The sequence below is a fragment of the Streptomyces chryseus genome (assembly GCF_014650755.1).
Lineage (GTDB): Bacteria > Actinomycetota > Actinomycetes > Streptomycetales > Streptomycetaceae > Streptomyces > Streptomyces chryseus.
Genome location: NZ_BMVO01000005.1, coordinates 192800 through 217955, shown reverse-complemented (window position 1 = coordinate 217955; position 25156 = coordinate 192800). Strand labels below are relative to the sequence as shown.

The window sequence follows — 25156 nt, the reverse complement described above, 5'->3', positions numbered from 1 at the left end:
ACGGGCCGAGCAGCGCCGACCGGGAGAGGTGACCGTCGATGTGCCGGTGGCTGGCCTACTCGGGGACGCCGCTGCTCCTGGAAACCATCCTGTACAGGCCCGCGCACTCGCTGATCGACCAGAGTCTGCACTCCCGTCTGGGCGTGGAGACGACGAACGGGGACGGCTTCGGCATCGGCTGGTACGCGCGGGAGTCGGACATCACCACTCCCGCCGTCGTCCGCGACGTCGGACCGGCGTGGAACAACCGCAATCTGCGGGAGATCGCCGGGCACGTCAGGTCGCAGCTGTTCTTCGCCCACATCCGCGCGTCGACGGGGACGGCCGTGCAGCAGACGAACAGTCACCCCTTCCGGCACGACCGCTGGATGTGGATGCACAACGGGGCCATCGCCGACTTCCACCTGCTGCGCAGGGAGCTCTGCGTGGCGGTGGATCCCTCCCTGTTCGCCGACATCGAGGGGTCCACGGACTCGGAGGTGATGTTCTACCTCGCCCTCACCTTCGGCCTGGAGGACGATCCCCCCGGCGCGGTCGCCCGGATGGCGGCGACGGTCGAACGCGTGGGCCGCGCGCACGGCATCGACGCCCCGCTCCAGATGACGATCGCGACGACCGACGGCACGGACACGTGGGCGTTCCGCTACGCCAGCGCGGGCACGGCCCGTTCGCTGTTCTACAGCAGCCGGGTGGACTCGCTCAGGGCGCTGCACCCCGACATGTCGTTTCTGCGGGAGCTGTCCGAGGAGACGCGCCTCGTCGTGTCCGAGCCCCTGGGCGACCTGCCGGGGGCCTGGCACGAAGTGCCGGAGCACACGTACGGCGTGGTGCGGGCCGACGGGGCGGACGCACTGCGCCCCTTCGCGCCGGCTTCGTGAGCGGCCCGTTCCCACCTCCACGCACGGCCCGATGAGCGGCCCGTTCCCGCCCCCGTGGCGCTGGCCACGGCCCGGCGGGCGGCGGCGTACGTGCGCGCCGACGTCCCCGTACGGACCGTCCTGTGCGCGCTGGGCGCCGCTGTCTGCGCCGCCGTCTACGCGCTGGTCACCGACCGTTCGCCCGCCGACGTCGCCTCGTCCGGCCAGGCCACGCTGAGCGAGCTGGCCGCCCACCCGCACGCCTGGGGCGTCGGCGCGCTGCTCGCCGTCCTGGTGTGCAAGGGCGTCGCGTACGCACTGTGCCTGGGCAGCCTGCGAGGCGGCCCGATCTTCCCGGCCCTCTTCCTGGGAGCCGCCGCCGGCGTGCTGCTCGCTCCCCTGCCGGGCCTCGGAGTCGTACCCGGGATGGCGGCGGGCATGGCGGCGGCCGCCGGGGCCACGCTGGGCTTCCGGTGAGCAGTGTGGTGCTGGTGGTGCTGCTGCTGGGCAGCTCGGACATGATCCCGGTCGTGATCCTGGCGGCCGTGGTCGCGTTCGTGACCGCCGAACTGCTGCCTGTCCGGCCCGCCCCGGCCGCCCCGGCCGGCACCGACGCCGGCCGGTGACCCGGCGCCGCATCAGCGGCGCCGGGGGGTCACGCGTGGGGCCCGGACGCCTCGCTGCGCTCACCGTCCGCTTCCGGTACGTACGCCGCGCACTCGGGGTTGCGGCACGGAGCCGGGTGCCAGACGGGTACGAAGACCCCGAGGGACTTGTGCCGTTCCATCTCGGACACGACGGGATGCTTGCAGGCCGGACAGACGTGTCGGGCCCGCGTTTCGGTCTCATGCTCGTCGCTGCCCATGTCTCCACGTTGTGCCCGCTTCCGCTAAACCTAGGGGTGCTGCGGGGCGGGAGCCCCGGGATCCTTCCCCAGCAGGCGCGTCACCCAGTCGTGGAACGCCCCGATGTGGTGCTCCGCCGGGACGAGCACCCCGCCCCGCGCGTACGCCCGGGAGGCCATGGCCGGCTGCGTCCGCTCGCAGGCGTCGAAGTCCTGGACGTTCACGCGGTGGAACAGCTCGACGGACTTGTCCAGGTCCGCTCCCGACGCCACGACTCCCGGCGCGTACAGCCAGTCGCACTCCACCACCGTGCGGTCCTCGGCGAGCGGGAACACGCGGTGGACGATCACGTGGTCCGGCACCAGGTTGAGGAAGACCTGCGGCCTGACGGTGACCGCGAAGTAGCGGCGGTCCTGCGCGTCGGTGACGCCCGGCAGCCGCCCGAAGCCGGCGCTGCCGTCGACGGTGAAGCCCTGCGCCTCCTCGGCGAACCCCGCGCCGTGCCCCACGTAGTACTGCGCCGCCAGGCCGTCCGCGAACTCCGGCAGCACGTCGGTGAGCTCGGGATGGATCGTGGCGCAGTGGTAGCACTCCATGAAGTTCTCGACGATCAGCTTCCAGTTGGCCGCGACGTCGTAGCTCACACGCCGCCCCAGGGCCAGCTCCTCGGTCGCGTACCGCTCGATCGCCGCACTGTCGCCGAGCCGCTCCACGACGGCGCCGACGACGGTGTCCTCGAAGGACGGCGGCTCGTCGGCGAGGCAGATCCAGGCGTAGCCGAGCCATTCCCGCAGGGCGACCCGCAGCAGTCCGTACTCCGTACGGTCGACGTCGGGCATCTGCCGGAGGTTGGGGGCGGCGACGAGCGTGCCGTCCAGGCCGTACGTCCAGGCGTGGTACGGGCACTGCAGGGTGCGCCGCACCTGTCCCGCGCTCTCGGTGCACAGCCGCGCGCCGCGGTGGCGGCAGACGTTGAGGAAGGCGCGCAGCTCGCCGGTGCGGGTGCGGGTGACGATGACGTTCTCCCGGCCGGCCTGGACCGTGCGGAAGGCCCCGGGGCGGTCGAGGTCCGCGCTGCGGACGGCGCAGTACCAGAGCGACTCGAAGATCCGCTCCTGCTCGGCGCGGAAGATCGCGGGGTCGGTGTAGAAGTGGCCGGGCAGAGTGGCCAGCAGGCTCGCGGTGGTGGTCATGGCGGTGGCTGCCTCTCGGCTCAGGCGGGGGGCGCGGCGACGGGGGCGGCTGTGGGAGCGGCGGTGAGCCGGCGGGGGTCGAAGAGCTCGATGGGGTGCCCGGTGTCGCCGGTGAGGGCGAGGTCGGCGACGATCTCGCCGACGACGGGCACGAACTTGAAGCCGTGGCCGGAGAACCCGCAGGCGACGGTGACGGAGCCGGGGTGCGCCGGGTGGCGGGCGATCACGAAGTGCTCGTCGGGGGTGTTGGAGTACATGCAGGTCGCGGCCTTGAGGAAGGTGCCGGGCAGCGCCGGGATGTGGCGGGACATGTGGCCGGCCATCGCGGCCACCTCGTCCTCGCGCACGGTGCGCTCGATCGTCTCGGGCGTGCACACGGTTCCCTTGCGGAAGAACGCCACCTTGGCGCCGAGCGACGGTCCGTCGATCGCGGGAAAGCCGTAGACCTGGACGCCCTCGGCGTCCTCCCAGATGTAGATCGGGTGCTTCTCGGGGAGGAAGGGCCGGACGCCGCCGGTGGGCTGGAACCAGTACATGACCTGCCGCTCGACGGTGAACGGCACGCCGAGGTCGGTGAGCAGCCGGGGTGCCCACGCGCCGGGGCAGACGACGAGGTGCCCGGCCGTGTACGTGTCCTCGGCGGTGTGCACCCGCACGCCCCGGCCGCCGCCGAGCGCCTCCCAGCGGGTCATCGGTTCCTCGAAGTGCAGGTCGGCGCCGCCCTGGGTGGCGAGCTGCACGTGCGCGGCGACGGTCTTCTCGGGGCGGACCAGTCCGGCCCGTTCCTCGTGGAGGGCGACTTCGTCGTCGCGGGGGGTGAGGGTGGGGAAGCGCCGGCGGATCTCGGCGGCGTCGAGCACCTCGTGGGGCAGGTCCCACTGCCGGGCGGAGAGCAGCGAGCCCGCGACGGTGCGCGATGCGGGGCGGCCGACCATGAGGCCGCCGCAGAGGGTGACGACGTCGCGGCCGGTGTCGCGTTCGAGCTGTTCGTAGAGTTCGTACGAGCGCAGCAGGAGCGGTACGTACGCCGGGTCCTCGAAGTAGGACTGGCGGGTGATGCGCGAACCGCCGTGGCTGGAGCCCTTGCTGTGGACCGGGCCGAACTTCTCCAGGCCCAGCACCCGGGCGCCGCGCGCGGCGAGATGGTGGGCGGCGGCGCTGCCCATGCCGCCGAGGCCGACGACGATCACGTCATGGGTGGGTGGCATCTGCCGGGACCTCGCTCACTTGAGGATGTGGGTCATCTGCGGGTCGAAGAGCGGCTCTTCGGCGACGGTCGCGGCCGCCTTCTCACCGAACCAGGCGATGTGCACGGGCGTGCCGGGAGCGAGCGGCGGCAGCCAGGCGTAGGCGACGCAGCGGCCCAGGGTGTATCCGTAGCCGGCGCTGGTGACGTAGCCGGCCGGGCGGCCCCCGACGTACACCGGCTCCTTGCCGAGGACCACGGCGGCGGGGTCGTCGAGGGTGAGCGCGGTGAGCCTGCGGACCGGCTCCCCGCGCGCCGCGAGGGCCAGCAGGGCCTCACGGCCGGTGAAGTCGCCCTTGTCCATACGGACGGCGAAGCCGAGGCCCGCTTCGTACGGGGTGTGTTCGGACGTCATGTCGTCGCCCCAGGCCCGGTAGCCCTTCTCCAGGCGCAGGCTGTTGAAGGCGGAGCGGCCGGCCGCGACCACGCCGTGCCGCTGCCCGGCCTCCCAGAGGGTGTCCCAGAGCCGGAGCCCCAGGTCGGCGGTGGTGTAGAGCTCCCAGCCGAGTTCGCCGACGTAACTGAGGCGCATCGCGGTGACCGGGACCTCGCCGATGTGGGTCCGCCGGGCCCTGAAGTAGCCGAGGCCCTGGTGCGAGAGGTCGTCGCGGGTCAGCGGCTGGACGAGGTCGCGGGCGAGCGGGCCCCAGACTCCGACGCAGCAGGTGCCGGCGGTGATGTCGCGGATCCGTACGTCGTCGGGGGCCGCGCGCAGCAGCACGTCGAGGTCGGCGGGCGAGTTCGCGCCGATCTGGAAGTGCTGGTCGGCGAGGCGGGCGACGGTCAGGTCGGAGAGGATGCCCCCGGCCTCGTCGAGGAGGAGGGTGTAGGTGACCGCGCCGGGCTTCTTGGCCACGTTGTTGGTGGTCGTGCGCTGGAGGAGGCCGAGGGCTCCGGGGCCGGTGACTTCGAGGCGCCGCAGCGGTGTCATGTCGTACAGGGCGACCCTCTCGCGGGTCGCCCTCGCCTCGGCGGCGGCGACCGGGGACCAGTGCGCGGCGGACCAGGCGTCGCGCGGGGGCAGGGTGAGGGCGGCGGCGAGCGGGGCGTTGGCCTCGTACCAGTGGGGGCGTTCCCAGCCGCCGCCCTCCAGGAAGTGGGCGCCGAGCTGCGACTGGCGGGCGTGGAAGGGGCTGACGCGCAGCGGGCGGGGCCGCTCGGGGGGCTGGAGCGGGTGGACGATGTCGTACACCTCGACGAACTGCTGGGCCGACCGCTGCTCGACGTAAGCCGGTGAGCGCTGCGCGGCCTCGAAGCGCGTCAGGTCGCACGCGTGTACGTCGAGGGAGGGCCGGCCCTCGGTCATCCACTCGGCGAGCGCCTTGGCGACGCCGGCGGAGTGGGTGACCCAGACGGCTTCGGCGAGCCAGAAGCCGCGCGTCTCGCGGGTCTCGCCGAGCAGGGGCATGCCGTCGGGGGTGAAGGAGAAGACGCCGTTGAAGCCCTCGTCGACGCGCGCGGCCGCGAGGGCGGGCAGGAGCGCCTTGGCATCCGCCCAGCTGGGGGCGAAGTCGTCGGCGGTGAAGGGGTACGAGGACGGCATGACCGGGGCGTCGTCGTAGCGCGGGACGGTGAACGGGTCGACGGGCAGCGGCCGGTGGGCGTACGAGCCGATGCCGATCCGGTCGGCGTGCTCGCGGAAGTACAGGTCGCGGTCCTGGTGACGCAGGATGGGCCGGGTGGCCTCCCGTACGGCGCCCGCGAGGGCGTCGAGCGGGGTGGTGCGCGCGTACTGGTGGGCGAGCGGCAGCAGCGGGACGTCCACGCCGGCCATGCGCCCGATCACCGGCCCCCAGAAGCCTGCGGCGGACACCACGTGGTCGGCGGGGAAGGCGCCCCGGTCGGTGAGGACGCCGGTGACCCGCCCGCCCCGCTGCGTGATGCCGGTGACGGTCGTACGGTCGAGGAACCGCGCGCCGCGCGCGGCGGCCGACTCCCGCTGCGCGCGTGAGGCGGGCAGGGCGCGGGCCAGGCCGTCGCCCGGGGTGTGGAAACCGCCGAGTACGCGCTCACGGTCGAGGAACGGCCACAGTTCGACGCACTTCCCGGGGCCCACGACCTCGCCCTCGATGCCCCAGGAGGCGGCGAGCCCGGCCCGGCAGTGGAGGTCGGCGAGACGGGCGGGGGTGGTGGCGACCTCCAGTCCGCCGACGGCATCGAAGCAGGGCTGCCCGTCGGGCGTGCGCAGTGCGCCGAACTTCTCGACGGTGTAACGGGCCATCTCGGTCAGGCACTTGGCCGGATTGGTGCGGAAGACGAGGCCCGGCGCGTGCGAGGTGGAGCCGCCGGGGGCGGGCAGCGGGCCCTGTTCGAGGACGGTCACGTCGGTCCAGCCCCGGGCGGTGAGTTCGTCGGCGAGCGAGCAGCCGACGATGCCGGCGCCGACGACGACCACGCGGGGGGACGCGCCCCGGCCGCGTACCGCCGTCATCAGAGCACCACCACCGAGCGGAGCACCTCGCCGCGCCGCATCCTGGCGAAGGCCTCCTCGACGTCGTCCAGGCCGATCGTCTCGCTGACGAACGCGCCGAGGTCGAGCTTGCGGCCGAGGTACTGGTCGATGAGGATCGGGAAGTCCCGGCTGGGCAGGCAGTCGCCGTACCAGGACGACTTGAGGGCGCCGCCGCGCGAGAACAGGTCGATCAGCGGGATGTCGAGCCGCGTGTCCGGCTCCGGTACGCCGACCTGGACGAGTACGCCGGCGTGGTCGCGCATGGAGAAGGCCTGGCGGTACGTCTCGGGGCGGCCCACCGCGTCGATCGCGACGTCGACGCCGAAGCCGCCGGTGAGTTCGCGTACGGCCTCGACGGCGTCCGTGCCACGCGAGTTGACGGTGTGGGTGGCGCCGAAGCGGGCGGCGGCGTCGAGTTTGGCGTCGTCGATGTCGACGGCGATGACGCGGCGGGCCCCGGCGAGCGCGGCTCCGGCGACGGCGGCGCACCCGACGCCCCCGCAGCCGATGACGGCGACGGTGTCGCCGCGGCCGACGCCCCCGGTGTTGACGGCGGCTCCGTACCCGGCCATGACGCCGCAGCCGATGAGGGCGGCGGCCTCGGGGCGGGCGGCGGGGCTGACCTTCACGGCCTGGCCGGCGGCGACGAGGGTCTTCTCGGCGAAGGCGCCGATGCCGAGGGCGGGGGTGAGCGGGGTGCCGTCGAGCAGCGTCATGGGGCGGGTCGCGTTGCGGCTGTCGAAGCAGTACCAGGGGCGGCCCCGGCGGCAGGAGCGGCAGTCGCCGCACGGCGCGCGCCAGGCGAGGACGACGTAGTCGCCGGGGGCCAGGTCGGCCACGCCCGCGCCGACGGCTTCGACGGTTCCGGCGGCCTCGTGGCCGAGCAGGAACGGGAAGTCGTCGTTGATCGCGCCCTCCCGGTAGTGCAGGTCGGTGTGGCAGACCCCGCAGGCCTGGACGCCGACCAGGACCTCGCCCGGTCCCGGATCGGGGACGGTGATCGTCTGCAGCTCGACGGGTGCGCCCCTCTTGGTGGCGACGACCGCACGGACCTCATGAGGCACGATCCGACCCCTCTCTTGTTGCGCATTGCACGACTGGTTGCGCGATGAGAGACATACTGGGAATGCGATCGGCGGGCCGTCAAGGGGGCGACGAGGCCCGGCACACCGCCCGCCGGCCCGGACGCGGAACGGGCCGGACACCGCCGTCGTACGGCGGCGTCCGGCCCGTCCACGCGGTGACGGCCGGAACGCGTACGTCCGGCCGGATCGCGCTCTGCGGCCGACGCCCACCCGGTTCCGGCCAGAACGCGACAGCGCGTCAGGTGCGGAAGCCCATGCGGTACGACAGCTCCCCCGCCGCGTCGACCGCCAGTTTCGCCAGCTCCTCCAGGCGCACCTCGTCCATCCGGTAGACCGGTCCCGACACGCTCACCGCGCCGATGACCTGCCCGTCGTGCGACCGCACCGGAGCCGCCACCGCGCTCAGCCCGACCTCCATCTCCTCGGCCACCACGGCGTACCCCTCGGCCGCGATCTCCGTGAGCTGCGCTCGCAGTTCGGCCGCCGACGTCACGGTGTGCTCGGTGAAGCGCGGCAGCCGGCGGGCCAGGAAAGCCTCCCGCGTCGCCGCCGGCAACCCCGCGAGCAGCACCTTGCCGCTGGAGGTGGCGTGCAGCGGCGTGCGCCGCCCGAGCCAGTTCTGCGCGGTGACGGACGCCGCCCCGCGCGCCTGCATGACGTTGACGGCGGCGTCGTCGTCGAGGACGGCGATGTTGACCGTCTCCCCCGCCTCGTCGGCCAGTTCGCGCACCACCGGCGCGCTCTCCTGCGAGATGTCCAGCCGTCCGGCGGCTGCCCCCGCGAGTCTGAGGACCCCGGCGCCCAGGTAGTACTTCCCCCGGTCCTTCGACTGGCCCACCAGACCCCGGTTCTCCAGCACACCGAGCAGCCGGAAGGCGGTCGACTTGTGCACGTCCAGCTCGTCGGCGATCTCGGTGACCCCCGCCTCACCGACTCTCGCCAGAATCTCCAGCACGCTCACCGCGCGGTCCACCGACTGCACGGAACTCGCGCCTCCCTTGGCCCGATTCGCCTCGTCCGGCTCCTCCGTGATGGCCTTGTTGCTCTTGCTCGCCATGTGTCCGCTCTCACCACCTGGCGGCCGGTTGACGGCCGTCTTTCCATGGGGGCCCTTGACGCAGCGGCTCCCGATCCGGATTCTGTTCCGCATCTGTTGCGCACCACGCGCCTCGATGCGCCATCTGGAACAGCATGTTACCGAAGAGCGACACTCTGGGGGCTCTGGTGATTCCTGTCTGCCACCTCGACGACCTGCCCGAGGGCGAGTCCGTACGGCTGTCCACCGAGCCGCCGATCGCCGTGTTCCGCACCGAGGGCGCGCTGTACGCGATCGACGACACCTGCACCCACCAGGACGCCTCGGAGGGCTGGCTGGAGGGCTGCTTCGTCGAATGCCCCCTGCACACCGCCCTGTTCGACCTGCGCACCGGACAGCCCGCCTGCCCGCCCGCCCGCCGCCCGGTCCGCACCCACCGCGTCTCGGTGGACGACAGCGGCTTCGTCCACGTCCAGGTGGCGGCCGACGCCGAAGCGGCCAGGGAAGGCAGCGCCGCGTGAGGACCGTCGCCGTGGTGGGCGCCTCACTGGCCGGACTGTACGCCGCACGTGCCCTGCGCGCGCAGGGGTACGACGGCCGACTGGTGATCGTCGGCGTGGTCGTCGTGGGGATCGGCGCCGTCCCGGCCACCCGCTGGCTGGAGGGCTCCGCGCTCGCCCTCGACGACGGCGTGCTGTGCGACGACGGCGGTGTCACCGCGCTTCCGCAGGTGGTGGCGGCCGTCACGGTGAAGCTCCGCCGGCCGCCGCCCCTCCTCCCGCACTTGCCGGGGGGAGGGGCGGCGGCCTGTACGCACGGGCGGCCTGCGGCTACACGTCGCGCCCGCGTCCGGGCACCCGGTTCTCCGGCGGCATGATCGCCGGGTTGGCGAGCCGGACCAGTTCGAGGGCCTGGGCCGGGAACCAGACGCCGGCCTTCGGGTCGACCCTGCCACGCTCGGGGTCCTGGGGGCCCATGGTGCCGCGCAGGCACTCGCCGTCCGACTCCCCCGGGGTCTTGATCCACAGGTTGGCGTCGTTGAGCGGATCGCCGGTACGGGTGGTGGGACGGGCGCCGAGGCCGCGGGCCGGCGGGTTGCACCAGTCCTGCGCGTCGCGGTACTTGCCGTCGGGCGGGGTCCACGGGCCCTGTCCGTTGCGGCTGGTGTCGGTGACGAAGTGCTTCATCCGGCCCGGGTCGAGGGGCACGTGGCGGTCGAGCCAGCGCCGGGCGTCGGCGCGCCGCCACTTCTGGGTGGGGCAGGCGGACGCCTTGCCGCCCTTGTCGACGTACGCGAGGCAGGACGAGACGAGCCTGCCGTACCAGGCGTTGGCGTCGTCGGTGCTGTAGTTGGAGACGTTCACGGAGAAGCCCGTGGCGTGGGCGACGCCGCCCTTGACCAGCCGGGGCACGATGCTGTCCACGGTGTGCCAGGCCGGGTGCCCGGCGTCGACGTACACCTTCGTGCGGGGCAGCGTGCCGAGGGTGGCGACGGCTTCGCTGACCTGGGTGTAGCGCGCGGCGGTCCTGGTGGCCTTGACGCGCTCGGTGTCCTTGGCGTCCTTGGCGTCCTTGGCGTCCTTGGTGTCCTTCGCGCCGCCGGGGCAGTCGGCCGGCACCAGCGCCAGCGCGTCCGGTTCGACGACGACGACCGCGCGGCCGGCGCCGATGCCCTCCGCCACCGCGCCGACCCAGGCCCGGTACTCGGTGGTGTCCCGCAGGCCGCCGGCCGAGTACAAGGAGCAGTCGCGGCCGGGGACGTTGTAGAGCACCAGGGTGGGCGTCGCCCTGCGGCGGGCGGCGTCGCGCACGACGGCGCGTGTCTCCTTGCGGACCTCGTCCGGCGTGCGGCCCGCCAGCCAGACGGCGTGCGGGGTACGCGCCATGGCCCGCAGCCCGGCGGCCTCGCGCGAGCGCTTCGCGCCCTCCAGCTCGTCGGCCTGGCGGTACGCCTGAGGGTTGGCCTTCGGGGCGTAGAGGCTGGTGGTGAGGGCGTCGACCGGGTCTTCGGTGGCGAGCGCGGGCGGCGAGCCGAGCAGCAGCGCCGACGTCAGGCCGGTGGTCAGGGCGAGGGGGAGGGCGGTACGGAGGATCGGTCGGGTGGTGCGCACAGTTCACTCCTGGATCGCGGGCGGCGGCGACCGGGCGGAGCGGGAGCGCCTTGGGAGCGCTCCTCAGCGGTCCGGGGCGCGGCCTCGTCGAGTGCGAGGGTCCGAACGGGTGGGAGGAACGGGCTCGGTGGGCCGGGCGCGCTGCCCGGGATCCGGCCCGGAGGCGTCCGGGCAGGGCCGCGTCGTCACGCGTGGCGCGGGCCGCCCGGCCGGGGAACCACGGTGCGTATGAGCAGGAAGAGGCCCGCCCCGGCGGCGTACCAGAGCAGATCCGGCGCGTTGAAGGTCGAGCCGAGCACCAGCCGGGCGAGGACGCTGCGTTCGGCGAGGGCGGCGGGTACGCCGGTGAGCTGGGCGCATTCGACCGCCCAGCTCAGGACCAGCGCGACCGCGCCGGCCACCGGCGGCCTGGTCGCGGGCGCGACGAGCACGACGAGCGTGCACAGGAGGACGGTGTAGAGCGCGTCCCCCGCGTATTTCGCCACCTCGCCGTCCGCGACGCTCCGCACGCCCAGCCCCGCGCACAGGGTCAGACCCGCGGCCAGAGCCGCCAGGAGGCGCGTACGGCGAAGATCGCTCACGGCGGACACTGTACGTCCGCACCGCCGTCAGGCGACGGAACCTATCCGGCCGGCCGGGGCCTGAGGACCCTCGTGGTGGATCGGGGTGTGCGCGCCGGTGAGCGACACGCCGCTGCCGCCGCGCCGGGCGGCGACGATCTCCGCGGCGATGGACAGCGCGGTCTCCTCGGGCGTACGGGCGCCGAGGTCGAGGCCGATGGGGCTGCGCAGCCGGGCCAGTTCCATCTCGGTGACGCCGACGTCCCGCAGCCGCCGGTTGCGGTCCTCGTGGGTGCGGCGGGAGCCCATCGCGCCGACGTACGCGACCGGCAGCCGCAGGGCCCGCTCCAGCAGGGGTACGTCGAACTTCGCGTCGTGGGTGAGGACGCAGAGCACGGTCCGGCCGTCGACCCCGGTCGACTCCAGGTAGCGGTGCGGCCAGTCGACGACGATCTCGTCGGCCTCGGGGAAACGTGCGGCGGTGGCGAAGACGGGCCGCGCGTCGCACACGGTCACGTGGTAGTTCAGGAATTTGCCCACGCGCACCAGCGCGGAGGCGAAGTCGATGGCGCCGAAGACGATCATGCGAGGGGCGGGGACGCTCGACTCGACGAGGAGCGTCAGCGGCCGGCCGCAGCGTGAGCCGTCCTCGCCGATGAGAACGGTGCCGGTCCGTCCGGCGTCGAGCATGGCACGGGCCTCGCCCGCCGCCGTGCGGTCCAGCTCGGGGTGCCCGCCGAGGGCGCCCTCGTACGAACCGTCGGGGCGGACGAGGAGGGCGCGGCCCATGACGTCGGCCGGCCCGTCGGTGATCCGCGCGACCGCCGCCGCATCCCCACATGCGGCGGTGGCCAGCGCTGCCGCGAACACCTCCCCGCCGGGAGAGTCCGCGCGTACCGGGGTGACGAGGATGTCGATCACGCCGCCGCAGGTCAGGCCCACGGCGAACGCGTCCTCGTCGCTGTAGCCGAAGCTCTCCAGGACGGTTTCGCCGTCCTGGAGGGCCTGCTGGCACAGGTCGTACACCGCGCCCTCCACACACCCGCCGGAGACGGAGCCGATCGCCGTGCCTTCGGAGTCGACCGCGAGGGCCGCTCCGGGCTGCCGGGGCGAGCTGCCGTGCGTCGCCACGACCGTGGCCACGGCGAACTCACGTCCCTGCTCGACCCACCGGTTGAGCTCTTCGGCGATGTCCAGCATGACTGTCTCCTTACGGGGTGGGGAGGGCTCGGGGCGGTCTAGCCGACGCCCAGCCAGGACTCGATGGGGTGGATCGCGAAGTACACGATGAAGATCGCCGTCAGGCCCCACATGAAGGCGCCCACCTCGCGCGCCTTGCCCTGCGCCACCTTGATGACGACGTAGGAGATGACACCGGCGGCCACACCCGTGGTGATGGTGTAGGTGAAGGGCATCAGGACCACGGTCAGGAACACCGGGATGGCGACGGCGCGGTCGCTCCAGTCCACGTGCCTGGCGTTCTGCATCATCATCGCGCCGATGACCACCAGGGCGGCGGCGGCGACTTCCTGGGGCACGATCGCGGTGAGCGGGGTGAAGAAGAGGCAGGCCGCGAAGAACGCGCCGGTGACCACCGAGGCGAGGCCCGTACGGGCGCCCTCGCCGACGCCGGTCGCGGACTCGACGAAGACGGTCTGGCCGGAGCCGCCGCCCACGCCGCCGATGACACCGCCGGCGCCGTCGATGAACAGCGCCTTGGACAGGCCCGGCATGCGGCCCTTGTCGTCGGCGAGCTTGGCCTCGCTGCCCACACCGATGATGGTGGCCATGGCGTCGAAGAAGCCGGCCAGCACCAGGGTGAAGACGATCATGGTGACGGTGATGTAGCCGACTTCTCCGAAGCCGCTGAACGACACCTCGCCGAACAGCGAGAAGTCGGGCGCCGAGACGGCGCTGCCTTCCAGCTCCGGCGCGCCGGAGAACCAGGCCTTGCCCGGGATGTCGGCGATCGCGTTGAGGATCGCCGCGACGACGGTGCCGGCCACGATGCCGATCAGGATCGCGCCGGGGACGTTGCGCGCCTGGAGGGCGAAGATCAGCAGCAGGGTGACGGCGAAGATCAGGACGGGCCAGCCGGCCAGTTCACCGGCCGGGCCGAGGGACACGGGGCCGCCGCCGAGGGAGGGGTTCTCGTGCACGAAGCCGGCCTTGACCAGGCCGATCAGCGCGATGAACAGGCCGATGCCCATCGTGATGCCGTGCTTGAGGGCGAGCGGGATCGCGTTCATGATCAGCTCGCGCAGACCGGTGACCACCAGGAGGCAGATCACGGCGCCGTAGGCCACGCACATGGCCATGGCCTGCGGCCAGGTCATGACCTGGATGACCTGCGAGGCGAGTACGCCCGACACGCTCAGACCGGCGGCCAGGGCGAGCGGGACCTTGCCCCAGAAGCCCATGAGCAGGGTCGTCGCGGCAGCGGCGAGAGCAGTCGCGGTGATCAGGGCGGGCTGGCTGAGGACATTGCCCGCCACGTCCTTGCCGCCGAGGATCAGCGGGTTGAGCAGGAGGATGTACGCCATCGCCATGAAGGTGGTGATGCCGCCGCGGACCTCCGTCGCAACGGTGGATCCTCTGTCGGTTATGTGGAAGTACCGGTCGAGCCAGGACCGGCCGGCGGGCTGGCGCGTTCCCGCGCCGGCGTCCTCCGCCGTGGTCGTCGGCTCTGTGGACTGCTGGGTCATGATGCCTGTCTCCCAAGGTTCAAAGGGGCACCCGCATGGAGATTGGAAACGCGGGATTTGGGATGCTGCGAGGGCTGCACGACCCGGGGGACGGCCCGAGACGAACGGGGTGGTGACGCTGTGAGCGGATTCTGCGGTTGTTGCCAGGACCGCGAGCGGTGCGGTACTTGGAGACCCCGGGCGGTGGCGGGCGGGGAAGTGTGACGTTCCTTGGAGGCACGGCACCGCCCGGGGAGCTTTCGGCGGAACTCGGGGATCAGGTACCGGTGAGGTGCTCGGGGCGCACCGGCGTCCGGTTGAGTTCCAGACCCGTCGCGTTCCGGATCGCCGCGAGGACGGCCGGGGTCGACGAGAGAGTGGGGGCCTCACCGATGCCACGCAGACCGTAGGGCGCGTGCTCGTCGGCGAGTTCGAGCACGTCGACGGGGATGGTCGGCGTGTCGAGGATGGTGGGGATCAGGTAGTCCGTGAAGGAGGGGTTGCGCACCTTCGCGGTCTTCGGGTCGACGATGATCTCCTCCATGACCGCGACGCCCAGGCCCTGGGTGGTTCCACCCTGGATCTGGCCGACGACGGACAGCGGGTTGAGCGCCTTGCCGACGTCCTGCGCGCAGGCCAGCTCGATGACCTTGACCAGGCCGAGCTCGGTGTCCACCTCGACGACCGCGCGGTGCGCGGCGAACGAGTACTGGACGTGGCCGTTGCCCTGTCCGGTCCGCAGGTCGAACGCCTCGGTGGGCCGGTGGCGCCACTCCAGCTCCAGGTCGACCGACTCGCCTTCGAGTACGTCGACCAGGTCGGCCAGTACCTCGCCGCCGTCGGTGACGACCTTGCCGCCTTCGAGCAGCAGCTCCGCCGTCGCCCAGGCCGGGTGGTACGAGCCGAACTTGGCCCGCCCGATCTCCAGGACCTTCTCGCGGACGTTCTCGCAGGTGTTCTTGACCGCGCCGCCCGTGACGTAGGTCTGGCGGGACGCGGACGTGGAGCCCGCCGAGCCGACCTGGGTGTCCGCCGGGTTGATCGTCACCTGCGTGACGCCGAGCTCGGTGCGGGCGATCTGCGCGTGGACGGTGACACCGCCCTGGCCGACCTCCGCCATCGCGGTGTGCACGGTCGCGACCGGCTCGCCGTTGATGACCTCCATCCGCACGCGGGCGGTGGAGTAGTCGTCGAAGCCCTCGGAGAAGCCGACGTTCTTGATGCCGACCGCGTAGCCGACGCCGCGTACGACGCCTTCGCCGTGCGTGGTGTTCGACAGACCGCCGGGCAGGGCGCGTACGTCGGCCTGCTCGCCGGCCGCCAGCCACTGCTGCTCGGGCGGCAGCGGCATGGCCTTGACGCGGCGCAGCAGCTCGGCGACGGGCGCCGGGGAGTCGCACGGCTGGCCGGTCGGCAGGAGCGTGCCCTGCTCCATGGCGTTGAGCCGGCGGAACTCCACCGGGTCCATGTCGAGCTTCGCCGCGAGCTTGTCCATCTGCGCCTCGTACGCGAAGCACGCCTGGACCGCGCCGAAGCCGCGCATGGCGCCGCAGGGCGGGTTGTTCGTGTAGAGCGCGATCGCCTCGATGTCGACGTCCTCGATGACGTACGGGCCGGCGCTCAGCGACGAGGCGTTGCCGACGACCGCCGGGGAGGCCGACGCGTACGCGCCGCCGTCCAGCACGATCCGGCACTTCATGTGCGTGAGCTTGCCGTCCTTGGTCGCGCCGTGCTCGTACCAGAGCTTCGCCGGGTGGCGGTGCACGTGGCCGAAGAAGGACTCGAACCGGTTGTAGACGATCTTGACCGGCTTGCCGGTGCGCAGGGCGAGCAGGCACGCGTGGATCTGCATCGAGATGTCCTCGCGGCCGCCGAAGGCACCGCCGACGCCGGAGAGCGTCATGCGGACCTTCTCCTCGGGCAGGCCGAGGACGGGGGCGATCTGCTTGAGGTCCGAGTGCAGCCACTGGGTGGCGACGTACAGGTCGACGCCGCCGTCCTCGCCGGGTACGGCCATGCCGGACTCGGGGCCGAGGAACGCCTGGTCCTGCATGCCGAAGACGTACTCGCCGGAGACGATGACGTCGGCGCGCTTGGCGGCCTCGTCGGCGTTGCCGCGGACGATCGGCTGGCGGTGCACGATGTTCGGGTGCGGGACGTGACCGATGTGGTGGTCGTCGCGGCCCTCGTGGATCAGCAGCGCGTCGGGCGCGGTGGCCGACGCCTCGTCGGTGATGACGGGCAGCTCGGCGTAGTCGACCTTGATCTTGGCGGCGGCGCGGCGCGCCGTCTCCGGGTGGTCGGCGGCGACGATGGCGACCGGCTCGCCGTGGTGGCGGACCTTGCCGTGGGCGAGAACCGGGGTGTCCTGGATCTCCAGGCCGTAGTTCTTGACCTCGGTGGGAAGGTCGTCGTACGTGAGCACGGCGTACACGCCGGGCATGGCCAGCGCCTCGGACGTGTCGATCGACCGGATCTCGGCGTGCGCGGTGGTGGACCGGAGCGTGTAGCCCCAGAGCATGTCCTCGTGCCACATGTCCGAGGAGTACGCGAACTCGCCGGTGACCTTCAGGGTGCCGTCGGGGCGGAGCGTGGACTCGCCGATGCCGCCCTTGGTCTTCGAACCCTGCTTGATGCTGGTGGGGGTACCTGTGACGCCCATGGATCAGACCCCGCTTTCCTGGCGGTCCTGGCGAGCGGCCGCGAGGCGCACCGCGTCCAGGATCTTCTCGTAACCGGTGCAGCGGCACAGGTTGCCCGAGAGCGCCTCGCGGATGTCCGCGTCGGACGGCTCGGCGTTGCGCTCGAGGAGCTCGTCGGCCGCGACCAGCAGACCCGGCGTGCAGAAACCGCACTGCACGGCGCCGGCGTCGATGAACGCCTGCTGGATCGGGGCGAGCTCCTCGCCCTCACCGGTCTGCGAGTCCGTTCCCTTGGCCTGCCACTGCTGGGCCGCCTGGAGCGACGTACCGCCGCCACCGCAGGCGCCGGTCGCGCAGCCCTCTTCGCGCTGCTTGGCGAAGTCGGCGAGGCCCTCGACGGTGACGACCTCGCGGCCCTCGACCTGGCCGGCGGCGACCAGACACGCACAGACGGGGACACCGTCGAGGCGGACCGTACAGGAGCCGCACTCGCCCTGCTCGCACGCGTTCTTGGAGCCCGGCAGGCCCATGCGCTCGCGCAGGACGTAGAGCAGGCTCTCGCCCTCCCAGACGTCGTCCGCTTCCTGCTTACGGCCGTTGACCGTGAAATTCACGCGCATTGCTATGCAGCTCCTTCAAGCGTGCGGCCGTTGCCGCGGTACTGCTCCCAGGTCCAGCCCAGCGTGCGGCGGGCCATGATCCCGACCGCGTGGCGGCGGTACTTCGCGGTGCCGCGCACGTCGTCGATCGGGTTGCAGGCGCCGGAGGCGAGCTCCGCGAACTGCTTGGCGATCGAGGGGGTGATGATTTTCCCGCTCTCCCAGAATCCGCCTTCTTCGAGCGCGGCGTTCAGGAAGTCCTCGGCGGCGCGGGCCCGCAGCGGAGTCGGGGCGGCGGAACCGATGCCGGTCTTGACCGTGCGGGTCTCGGGGTGCAGCGCGATACCGAACGCGCAGACCGCGATGACCATGGCGTTACGGGTGCCCACCTTGGAGAACTGCTGCGGCCCGTCGGCCTTCTTGATGTGGACGCGCTTGATCAGCTCGTCCGGCTCCAGCGCGTTGCGCTTCACGCCGGTGTAGAACTCCTCGACCGGGATGAGGCGCGTTCCGCGCACCGACTCGGCCTCGACCTCGGCGCCCGCGGACAGCAGGGCCGGGTGCGAGTCACCGGCCGGCGAAGCGGCGCCGAGGTTTCCGCCGACGGAGCCGCGGTTGCGGATCTGGGGCGATCCGACGGTGTGGGCGGCGAGCGCGAGGCCCGGCAGTTCCGCCCGCAGGTGGTCCATGATCTGGGTGTACGGGACGGAGGCACCGAGCTGTACGGTCTCCTCGCCCACCTCCCACTCGCGCAGTTCGCCGATGCGGTTCAGGTCCAGGAGGTACTCGGGGCGGCGGTGGTCGAAGTTGATCTCGACCATGACATCTGTGCCGCCCGCGATGGGCACAGCCGTGGGGTGCTCGGCCTTGGCGGCGAGCGCCTCCTCCCAGCTGGCGGGGCGAAGGAAGTCCATGAGGCTCTCTTCTTCTCAATCGGGTGGTTCGCGTATCGCTGGGGCTGGAGACGGCCAACCGCCGGCTGTCGACCTGGTCGTTCTAAGCCGTTCGGGTCGCTCTGAGGCGTTCATCTGCTGTTCACGTGGCTTGGCCCAAGTACACCGCCGGGGCTCCGCCTGGTGCAGTCACCGAAACCATGAAGGAGTTGGCTGGTGGCTGCTTACGTCTTGTAGATTCGAACGAAAGGCGAAGCTCGGTGGACCCACCGCTTTCCTCCGGAAACGACGAGCACGCCTTTCCGGACAACATCAAGCACTACTGCTTGAAACCGCGCCCACCCTCCATTCACACCAAGAAACAGATCGGCGGCGACACCCATGCGGCTGCGCGCACTGCTTGAGACCGACGCGCTGGGCCTGCGGCTGCTCGGCGGCGAGGAAGAACTGGACCGCACCGTGCGCGGTGTGATGACCACCGACCTGCGGGACCCCAGCCGGTATCTGTCCGGCGGCGAGCTGGTGCTCACCGGTCTGGCGTGGCGGCGTGACGCGGAGGACTCCGAGCCCTTCGTACGCATCCTGGCGAGCGCGGGCGTCGTCGGGCTCGCGGCGGGCGAGGCGGAGCTCGGCGCGATCCCGGGCGACCTCGTCGAGGCGTGCGTACGCCACCGGCTGCCGCTCTTCGCGGTCAGCGAGGCGGTCGCGTTCGCGACGATCACCGAGCACGTGGTGCGCCAGGTCTCCGGCGAGCGGGCCGGCGACCTGGCGGCGGTCGTCGACCGGCACCGCAGGCTGATGACGTCGGGCCCGACCGGCGGCGGCCCCGAGGTGGTGCTGGACCTGCTGACGTCCGACCTGGACCTGCGGGCCTGGGTGCTCTCGCCCACCGGCCGCCAGATCGCGGGCGCCGGTGACCCGCTGCCGCCGGCCGTGGGGCCCGTACTGGCCGGCGAGCACCTGGCCGCGAGCCGCACGGGGCGCCGGGCGCCGCACCGGGCCGCCGTGCACGGCACGACGTACTCGCTGTTCCCGATCCGCAGCGGCGGCCGCGCCGCGGTGGCCGCTTCCCGCGACGTGCGGGAGAGCGTGCTGTCGGACTGGCTGCTGGCCGTGGAGGCGGACGCGGGCGACTGGCCCGCCGCCCGTCTGGACCTGCTGCAGGGGGTGACGCAGCTGATCGCCGTGGAACGTGACCGGCGTGACGCGGCCCGTACGGTACGCCGCCGGCTCGCCCAGGAAGTCCTGGAGCTGGTGCAGACGGGCGCGGCCCCCGCCGAGATCGCGGCCCGCCTGCGGGTGGCCGCGCCGGTGCTGCTGCCCGGCCTCGGCTCGGCGCCGCACTGGCAGGTGGTCGTGGCCCGGGTCGACTGGCTGGAAGGGGGGCCGGGCGGGGCCGGCGGCCCCGTCGGCTCCGCCGCCGCGATCCAGGCCGGGCCCGTGGCGCAGACGCTGCTGGAGGAGATACTGGTCGACCCGGCGGTGGCCGGTTCCGACTCCTCGGACCGGATCGCGGTGGCGCACGCCGGCGACGAGGCCATCGCGCTCGTCCCCCTGCCGGCGGTGGCGCCGGACGGCGACGGGGCCGGGGAGAGCGACGAGGCGGGCGAGGGCGCGGCGCCTCCGGCCGCCCGTGCGGGCCTGCACGCCGACGTGCTCCTGGAGGCGGTGCGCGAGCCCCTCTCCGGCGGCCTCGCCGACGACGGACGGCTGACACTGGGTGTCAGCGCGGCCGTGCACTCGGCCGAGGGGCTGCGCGGGGCGCTGGAGGAGGCCCGGCACGCCCGCCGGGTGGCGGCGGCGCGCCCCGGCCGGGTCTGCGCGGCCGGTCACCACGAGCTGGCGTCGCACGTGCTGCTGCTGCCGTTCGTGCCGGACGACGTGCGCCGGGCGTTCACCGCGCGGCTGCTGGATCCGCTGCGGGACTACGACCGGCGCCACCGGGCGGAACTCATTCCCACCCTTGAGGCGTTCCTCGACTGCGACGGTTCGTGGACGCGCTGCGCGGCCCGGCTGCATCTGCACGTCAACACCCTGCGCTACCGGGTGGGCAGGATCGAGCAACTGACGGGTCGTGATCTGTCGCGTCTCGAGGACAAGCTGGACTTCTTCCTCGCGCTGAGGATGAGCTGAGGGGGGCCGCCAAGGTCACCCACACGCATGACCGGTCGCGGGCGCCGTTCCCCCGACGGGTGGTCCGCCCGCCCGCGCTTCCCCGGCGGGCGGGCCCGGCCACAGCAGCCGTTACCGGCCGAACGGGCGCCCTGACCGGGTCGATTGTGAATTCGTTCACCTGAACTCTTGGCCCGGGGTGCCATTCCGTGCTGAGATTCGCCCACTGGGCACGAGCGACAATCACCTTTCACCTACTGATCGTTTTCACGGCTCCATCACTCACAGCTCAATGACGTGCTGCTCGGGGAGGGCAATGTGGCGCATACCGCCATGTCTGGTTCCGGAACGACCGCAGGGGACGGAAGCCCACTCCAGACCGCGGTATGGCGGCTGCGCTCGCGCGGCTGCTGGACCGATGCCGCGGCCCTGCTCGAACCACATGGGGGCGACGGCCCGGCGCCCGCGGCCGCACTCCAGCGGGCCTCGCTGCTCGTGGAGCGGTGCCTGTTCACGGAGCGCGGCTGGGCGGAGGCGGAGGACGCCCTGCGCACGGCGGAGGCGGTGGCCAGGACCGACGACGAGCGGGGCGCGGCGGCGTGCGAGCGCGGCCAGCTGGCGTACGCGTCGACCGTGCTCGGCGCCCGCGACCGCGCCGACGAGGCGCGCTCCGCGCTCGGCCGGGCGGCCGCGTTGCTCGCCCCCGACGCGCCGGGCCGCCCGCTCCTGGACTTCCGGCGGGGCCTGGTCGCCGAGCACATCGCCGACTCCCCGCAGTCGGCGCGCGCCGCCTACCGCCGCGCGCACGCGGGCGCGACGGCGCACGGCGAGACGCTGCTGCTGTCGTTCACCTGGCGCCATCTGGCCGGACTGTCCCTGCGCGAGGGCGAGTTGGCGGACGCGCGGCACGGCTTCGCCGAGTCGCTGCGGATACGGGAGGAACTCGGCTACCTGGTCGGCACGGCCCCGGCCCTCGCGGCCCTGGCCGACGCCGAACCGGAACCGGAGGCGACCCGCCTGCGGGCGGAGGCGGGCCGGCTGTTCCGCCTGCTGGACGGCGTACCGACCTGGCTGGCGGCCCAGCTGTCCCCCGACGCGGCGGCGTAGCGGACCGGCGAACGCGCTCGCCGTCCCCCGCGCTCAGCGGTCCGCGCCCGCGAAGTGCTCGCTGACCAGGGACTGCACCACCGTCAGGTCCCGCGCCGCCAGGGCGTCCAGCAGGGCGAGGTGTTCGGCCGCGTCCGCCAGGAGGTCCGCCCGGCGGCCGAGGCGGTCCCCGGTGAGCAGGGGCCACTGGGAGCGGCGGTGCAGGTCGTCGGCGACGGCGACCAGTTGGTGGTTGCCGGCCAGGGAGAGGACCGCGCGGTGGAACGCGCGGTCCGATTCGGCGTACGCCGCCCGGTTGCCCGTCGCCGCGGCGGTCGTGGTGGCTTCCGCCAGCGGCCGCAGCTCGCACCAGCGGGCGGCCGGAACCGTACGGGCCAGCCGGAGCATGACCGGGACCTCGATCAGGGAGCGCACTTCCGCGAGCTCGGCCAGTTCCGTCGCGCTGCGGACCGTGACGCGAAAGCCCCGGTTCGGCACGACCTCCACCGCGCCCTCCAGCGCGAGCTGCTGCATGGCCTCGCGGACCGGGGTCGCGGAGACGCCGAAGCGGGCGCCGAGGCCGGGACCGGAGTAGACCTCGCCGGGCACCAGCTCGCCGCTGACCAGGGCGGCGCGCAGCGCGTCGAGGATCTGGCCGCGGACGGAGTGGCGCTGGACGGGGCGGGGGGCCGGGGGCTCGCTGTGGGTGTGCTCGCCGCGCACCTGCTCCGGGACGCGCGGGGAGGGCGGCGCCTGGGCGGCGGCGGGCACGTGCCCGTACGCCGCTTCGCGCGGTCTGCCCTGCTGCTCCATGCGTTCCTCCGGTGCCGTGTCCCATATGCACGATAGGCGGGTGGGGTCACAGTTCAAACATCGGATTGATCGGGTAAGGTAAGGCTTACCTGCAAACGATCGCGATTCGGTGGTCCCCTGCATGACCGTCCCCGCTCTTCTCCCCGGCGTCGCCGCCTCCCCCGTCTCGGCCTCCTACATCCGCCTCACCGAGGTCTTCGCCGGTCTGCGCGTGGCCGAGCTGGCGGACGGTGAGCAGGCGCCGCACGGAGGCGGCTGGGTCGGGGCCGCGGAGCTCGCGGCCGGCGGAGCCGCCCTCGACGCCTTCCTGGCCTGGGACAACGCCCAGGTCCTGCGGGACTACGGTCAGCAGGCCCGCCCCGACGTCGTCGCGAGTTTCGGTCTCCACCGGTACGCCTGGCCCGCCTGCCTGCTGGTCACCGTGCCGTGGTTCCTGCAGCGGCGGGTGCCGCGCGTGCCCGTCGAGGACGTCGCCTTCCAGCGGACGCTGGGCCGGATGGCCGTGCGCGTGCGGGAGTTCGCCTGCCTGCCGGGCGACCCGGCCGCCCGCCTGCCCGGCGCCCGCGTCGTACCGGACGAGGAGGCCCTGCGCGGCGAGGTGCGGGACGCCGTCGCCGAGCACCTCGGGCCCGTGCTCGACGGCTTCGGCCCGCGCATGCGGCGCGGGAAGCGCGCCCTGTGGGGGATGGCGACGGACGAGATCGTGGAAGGGCTCTGGTACGTCGCGCACCTGCTCGGCGAGGAGCGGCGCGCCATGCGGGAGCTGGAGGAACTGCTGCCGGGCACGGTCAAGCCGTACGCCGGTACGGCCGGCTTCCGCGAGCTGCGCGGCCCGAACGGCGAGACGCTGCCGACCCGCGACCGGGCGAGCTGCTGCCTCTTCTACACGCTGCGCCCCGAGGACACCTGCGTCACGTGTCCCCGTACGTGCGACGCCGAGCGCGTACGGAAGCTGAGCGAGGAAGCCGCCGCCGCGGCCTCGGTCGCCGGCGCCTGACGGCACGCCACCCGATCAGGTGGCATCAATCGAACTCAACACCCCTCATCCGTACGGTGGTTCGACCAGATCGCACCTATTCGCGTGCCCTGGCACTCCCTTGGCGTCCTCTTGCCCCGAAAGCCTCTTCGGGCCACTTGCCTTCCGCCAATATGGCGCCCGAACGCCTACCGCGATGCAAGGGACACCGCAATGAGACTGACCGACATATCGCTGGACTGGCTGCTTCCGGGCGGCGTGATGCTCGCGGGGGTCCTGGCGGCGGTTGCGGTGCTCGCGCGCGGCAAGCGCGCCGGTGGCAAGCCCGCATCCGACGACTCCTGGGAACGCACGGAGGAGCGCCGCAGGCGCAAGGAAGCGATCTACGGGACCGCTTCGTACGTTCTGCTCTTCTGCTGCGCGGCGGTCGCCGCCGCGCTCTCCTTCCACGGCCTGGTCGGCTTCGGCCGGCAAAACCTCAGCCTCTCCGGCGGCTGGGAGTACCTCGTCCCGTTCGGCCTCGACGGCGCCGCCATGTTCTGCTCGGTGCTCGCGGTGCGCGAGGCCAGCCACGGCGACGCGGCGCTCGGATCACGTCTGCTGGTGTGGACGTTCGCGGGAGCCGCCGCCTGGTTCAACTGGGTGCACGCGCCCCGGGGCCTCGGCCACGACGGCGCCCCGCAGTTCTTCGCCGGCATGTCGCTCTCCGCCGCGGTGCTGTTCGACCGGGCGCTGAAGCAGACCCGCAGGGCGGCGCTGCGCGAGCAGGGGCTGGTGCCCCGGCCGCTGCCGCAGATCCGGATCGTACGGTGGCTGAGGGCCCCGCGGGAGACCTTCGGCGCGTGGTCGCTGATGCTCCTGGAGGGCGTGCGCACGCTGGACGAGGCGGTCGAGGAAGTACGGGAGGACAGGCGCGAGAAGGAGCAGAACCGTATCCGCCGACGCGACCACCAGAAGCTGGAACGCGCCCAGTTGAAGGCCATCAACCGGCAGCACCGGGCCTGGGGCCGCGGTCGTGGCGGCCGGCAGGTCGTCGAGGTGTCGGCGCTCGCTCCCGGTTCGGGCTCCGCACCGCCGCAGGCGGTCGCGGAGCCCGCCATAGCGGAACCCGGACAGCTGCCGCATCGACAAAGGCCATCCCTTCAGGCCGTGAGAGGCTCTGAGGCCGTGACGACCGTCGACCTCACCGCCGAGGACGACACCCAGGCCCTGCCACGACTCGACTCGCTCGAACGCAAACTCAAGGATCTTGAGCAGCAGTTCGGCTGAGCGGCGGGGTCGTACGGGCGGCGGCGGACCGGGGAGTCACTCCGGTCCGCCGCCGTCCACGTCGAGTTCGAACCAGACCGATTTCCCTACGCCCTGAGCTCGGACGCCCCAGGCGTCCGCGAGTGCCTGCACCAGCACGAGGCCCCTGCCGTGCGTACCGTCGTCGGCGACCGGTAAGCGCAGCTGCGGGTGGTCGGCGGCGAAGTCCCGTACCTCCACGCGGAGCCTGGAGGCGCCCACGGTGGCCGTGATCTCGGCGTCGTGATCGGTGTGCACGAGGGCATTGGTCACCAACTCGGTGGTCAGCAGCTCGGCGACGTCCGTGCAGGTCTGTTCCGCCCGGTGCCGCAGGAGTTCGCGCAGAGCGCGCCGTATCTCCGGGACCGCTGTGAGATCCGCGTGCCCCAGTCTGCGCCGCAGCTGAATGAATGCCCCCTCGTCGCTCGTCTCCCCCTCCCCCGCCGTTCCCGCCGCCGCCCCGGACGGCCCTCGCGCGGCCGTGCCTCGCCCGCCCGCCTGTTGCCCTGTCATCGCCCCCACCCGCACGCTGAATCGGCCCTTCCTCTCGAACTGGTTCACGGGATGCATGCCCCGAACGCGCAATGGCACTCATGTCCATTAGTCAATTAACCGGTGTTGGGGGAATATCCGGATCTGAGCGGATGCCCGCCGACCGGCCGGGGTCGGCCGGTCCGAG

General features: G+C 72.7%; 24 protein-coding genes. 9 read left to right on the top strand and 15 right to left on the bottom strand.

Annotation, left to right across the window (positions count from 1 at the left end; all coding sequences use genetic code 11):
- Positions 1-38: 38 nt before the first annotated feature.
- From IE185_RS11630 to IE185_RS33970, 3 genes are read left to right on the top strand one after another with little or no spacing between them, the layout of a single operon-like run.
- Positions 39-878 (top strand): class II glutamine amidotransferase, encoded by an 840-nt coding sequence (locus tag IE185_RS11630; RefSeq protein WP_138896934.1) that lies wholly within the window; start codon positions 39-41, stop codon positions 876-878.
- Positions 879-932: 54 nt separating this feature from the next.
- Complete coding sequence (locus IE185_RS33975; protein ID WP_373303712.1) at positions 933-1334, top strand: chloride channel protein; 402 nt, start codon at positions 933-935, stop codon at positions 1332-1334.
- Positions 1331-1483 (top strand): hypothetical protein, encoded by a 153-nt coding sequence (locus tag IE185_RS33970; RefSeq protein WP_373303711.1) that lies wholly within the window; start codon positions 1331-1333, stop codon positions 1481-1483. Before IE185_RS33975 ends, IE185_RS33970 begins: the two co-directional genes overlap by 4 nt.
- Before the next feature lie 29 nt (positions 1484-1512).
- Here the strand turns inward: IE185_RS33970 and IE185_RS11620 are convergent, their stop codons facing one another.
- The 6 genes from IE185_RS11620 to IE185_RS11595 all read right to left on the bottom strand — a co-directional run bounded on the left by IE185_RS11620 (position 1513) and on the right by IE185_RS11595 (position 8735).
- On the bottom strand, positions 1513-1653 hold the full coding sequence (locus tag IE185_RS11620) for a hypothetical protein (RefSeq protein ID WP_308432753.1): 141 nt from the start codon (positions 1651-1653) through the stop codon (positions 1513-1515).
- A gap of 99 nt (positions 1654-1752) precedes the next feature.
- Positions 1753-2895, bottom strand: coding sequence for an aromatic ring-hydroxylating oxygenase subunit alpha (locus IE185_RS11615; RefSeq protein WP_138896936.1), 1143 nt, complete (start codon positions 2893-2895; stop codon positions 1753-1755).
- 20 nt (positions 2896-2915) lie between these two features.
- A complete protein-coding gene (gene solA / locus IE185_RS11610) occupies positions 2916-4103 on the bottom strand; it encodes an N-methyl-L-tryptophan oxidase (RefSeq protein WP_189715105.1) in 1188 nt (395 codons plus the stop codon).
- 15 nt (positions 4104-4118) lie between these two features.
- Complete coding sequence (locus tag IE185_RS11605; RefSeq protein WP_189715103.1) at positions 4119-6572, bottom strand: GcvT family protein; 2454 nt, start codon at positions 6570-6572, stop codon at positions 4119-4121.
- Positions 6572-7657, bottom strand: coding sequence for an S-(hydroxymethyl)mycothiol dehydrogenase (locus IE185_RS11600; protein WP_138909674.1), 1086 nt, complete (start codon positions 7655-7657; stop codon positions 6572-6574). Before IE185_RS11600 ends, IE185_RS11605 begins: the two co-directional genes overlap by 1 nt.
- Before the next feature lie 259 nt (positions 7658-7916).
- Positions 7917-8735: an IclR family transcriptional regulator gene (locus IE185_RS11595; RefSeq protein WP_189715101.1), complete on the bottom strand. Its 819-nt coding sequence runs from the start codon at positions 8733-8735 to the stop codon at positions 7917-7919.
- A 167-nt stretch (positions 8736-8902) separates the two neighbouring features.
- Here IE185_RS11595 and IE185_RS11590 point away from each other — a divergent pair, with 167 nt between their 5' ends.
- Both IE185_RS11590 and IE185_RS33965 read left to right on the top strand, forming a co-directional pair.
- On the top strand, positions 8903-9235 hold the full coding sequence (locus tag IE185_RS11590; RefSeq protein ID WP_189715136.1) for a bifunctional 3-phenylpropionate/cinnamic acid dioxygenase ferredoxin subunit: 333 nt from the start codon (positions 8903-8905) through the stop codon (positions 9233-9235).
- Positions 9232-9591 (top strand): hypothetical protein, encoded by a 360-nt coding sequence (locus IE185_RS33965; protein ID WP_373303716.1) that lies wholly within the window; start codon positions 9232-9234, stop codon positions 9589-9591. Before IE185_RS11590 ends, IE185_RS33965 begins: the two co-directional genes overlap by 4 nt.
- On the opposite strand, the gene IE185_RS11580 is transcribed toward IE185_RS33965, so the two are convergent.
- From IE185_RS11580 to IE185_RS11550, 7 genes are all read right to left on the bottom strand, one after another.
- Positions 9545-10825, bottom strand: a complete 1281-nt coding sequence (locus tag IE185_RS11580) for a glycoside hydrolase family 6 protein (RefSeq protein WP_138895924.1) — start codon at positions 10823-10825, stop codon at positions 9545-9547. The genes IE185_RS33965 and IE185_RS11580 overlap by 47 nt on opposite strands.
- A gap of 185 nt (positions 10826-11010) precedes the next feature.
- Positions 11011-11406, bottom strand: a complete 396-nt coding sequence (locus IE185_RS11575) for a ribosomal maturation YjgA family protein (protein WP_229843446.1) — start codon at positions 11404-11406, stop codon at positions 11011-11013.
- Between the two features lie 27 nt (positions 11407-11433).
- Complete coding sequence (locus tag IE185_RS11570) at positions 11434-12585, bottom strand: XdhC family protein (RefSeq protein WP_138895925.1); 1152 nt, start codon at positions 12583-12585, stop codon at positions 11434-11436.
- Between the two features lie 38 nt (positions 12586-12623).
- Positions 12624-14090: an NCS2 family permease gene (locus IE185_RS11565; RefSeq protein ID WP_138895926.1), complete on the bottom strand. Its 1467-nt coding sequence runs from the start codon at positions 14088-14090 to the stop codon at positions 12624-12626.
- A gap of 256 nt (positions 14091-14346) precedes the next feature.
- Positions 14347-16731, bottom strand: coding sequence for a xanthine dehydrogenase family protein molybdopterin-binding subunit (locus IE185_RS11560; RefSeq protein WP_138895927.1), 2385 nt, complete (start codon positions 16729-16731; stop codon positions 14347-14349).
- A 3-nt stretch (positions 16732-16734) separates the two neighbouring features.
- Positions 16735-17331 carry a (2Fe-2S)-binding protein gene (locus tag IE185_RS11555; protein WP_138895928.1) on the bottom strand — a complete coding sequence of 199 codons (597 nt, stop codon included), beginning with the start codon at positions 17329-17331 and terminating at the stop codon, positions 16735-16737.
- Between the two features lie 2 nt (positions 17332-17333).
- On the bottom strand, positions 17334-18224 hold the full coding sequence (locus IE185_RS11550; RefSeq protein ID WP_138895929.1) for an FAD binding domain-containing protein: 891 nt from the start codon (positions 18222-18224) through the stop codon (positions 17334-17336).
- A gap of 360 nt (positions 18225-18584) precedes the next feature.
- Here IE185_RS11550 and IE185_RS11545 point away from each other — a divergent pair, with 360 nt between their 5' ends.
- Both IE185_RS11545 and IE185_RS11540 read left to right on the top strand, forming a co-directional pair.
- Positions 18585-20336, top strand: a complete 1752-nt coding sequence (locus IE185_RS11545; RefSeq protein ID WP_138895930.1) for a PucR family transcriptional regulator — start codon at positions 18585-18587, stop codon at positions 20334-20336.
- Positions 20337-20648: 312 nt separating this feature from the next.
- Positions 20649-21422 (top strand): hypothetical protein, encoded by a 774-nt coding sequence (locus tag IE185_RS11540; RefSeq protein WP_189715099.1) that lies wholly within the window; start codon positions 20649-20651, stop codon positions 21420-21422.
- Positions 21423-21455: 33 nt separating this feature from the next.
- Here the strand turns inward: IE185_RS11540 and IE185_RS11535 are convergent, their stop codons facing one another.
- Entirely contained in the window at positions 21456-22214 is a 759-nt protein-coding gene (locus IE185_RS11535; protein WP_189715097.1) for a GntR family transcriptional regulator, read from the bottom strand.
- Between the two features lie 121 nt (positions 22215-22335).
- On the opposite strand from IE185_RS11535, the gene IE185_RS11530 reads away from it, so the two are divergent.
- Together IE185_RS11530 and IE185_RS11525 are read left to right on the top strand one after the other, a co-directional pair.
- A complete protein-coding gene (locus IE185_RS11530) occupies positions 22336-23211 on the top strand; it encodes a (2Fe-2S)-binding protein (protein ID WP_138899151.1) in 876 nt (291 codons plus the stop codon).
- A gap of 192 nt (positions 23212-23403) precedes the next feature.
- Complete coding sequence (locus tag IE185_RS11525; RefSeq protein ID WP_138899150.1) at positions 23404-24459, top strand: DUF2637 domain-containing protein; 1056 nt, start codon at positions 23404-23406, stop codon at positions 24457-24459.
- Between the two features lie 36 nt (positions 24460-24495).
- Here the strand turns inward: IE185_RS11525 and IE185_RS11520 are convergent, their stop codons facing one another.
- The gene (locus IE185_RS11520; RefSeq protein WP_189715095.1) at positions 24496-24990 is read right to left on the bottom strand and encodes an ATP-binding protein; all 495 of its coding nucleotides are present in this window, start codon (positions 24988-24990) and stop codon (positions 24496-24498) included.
- Positions 24991-25156: the final 166 nt, after the last annotated feature.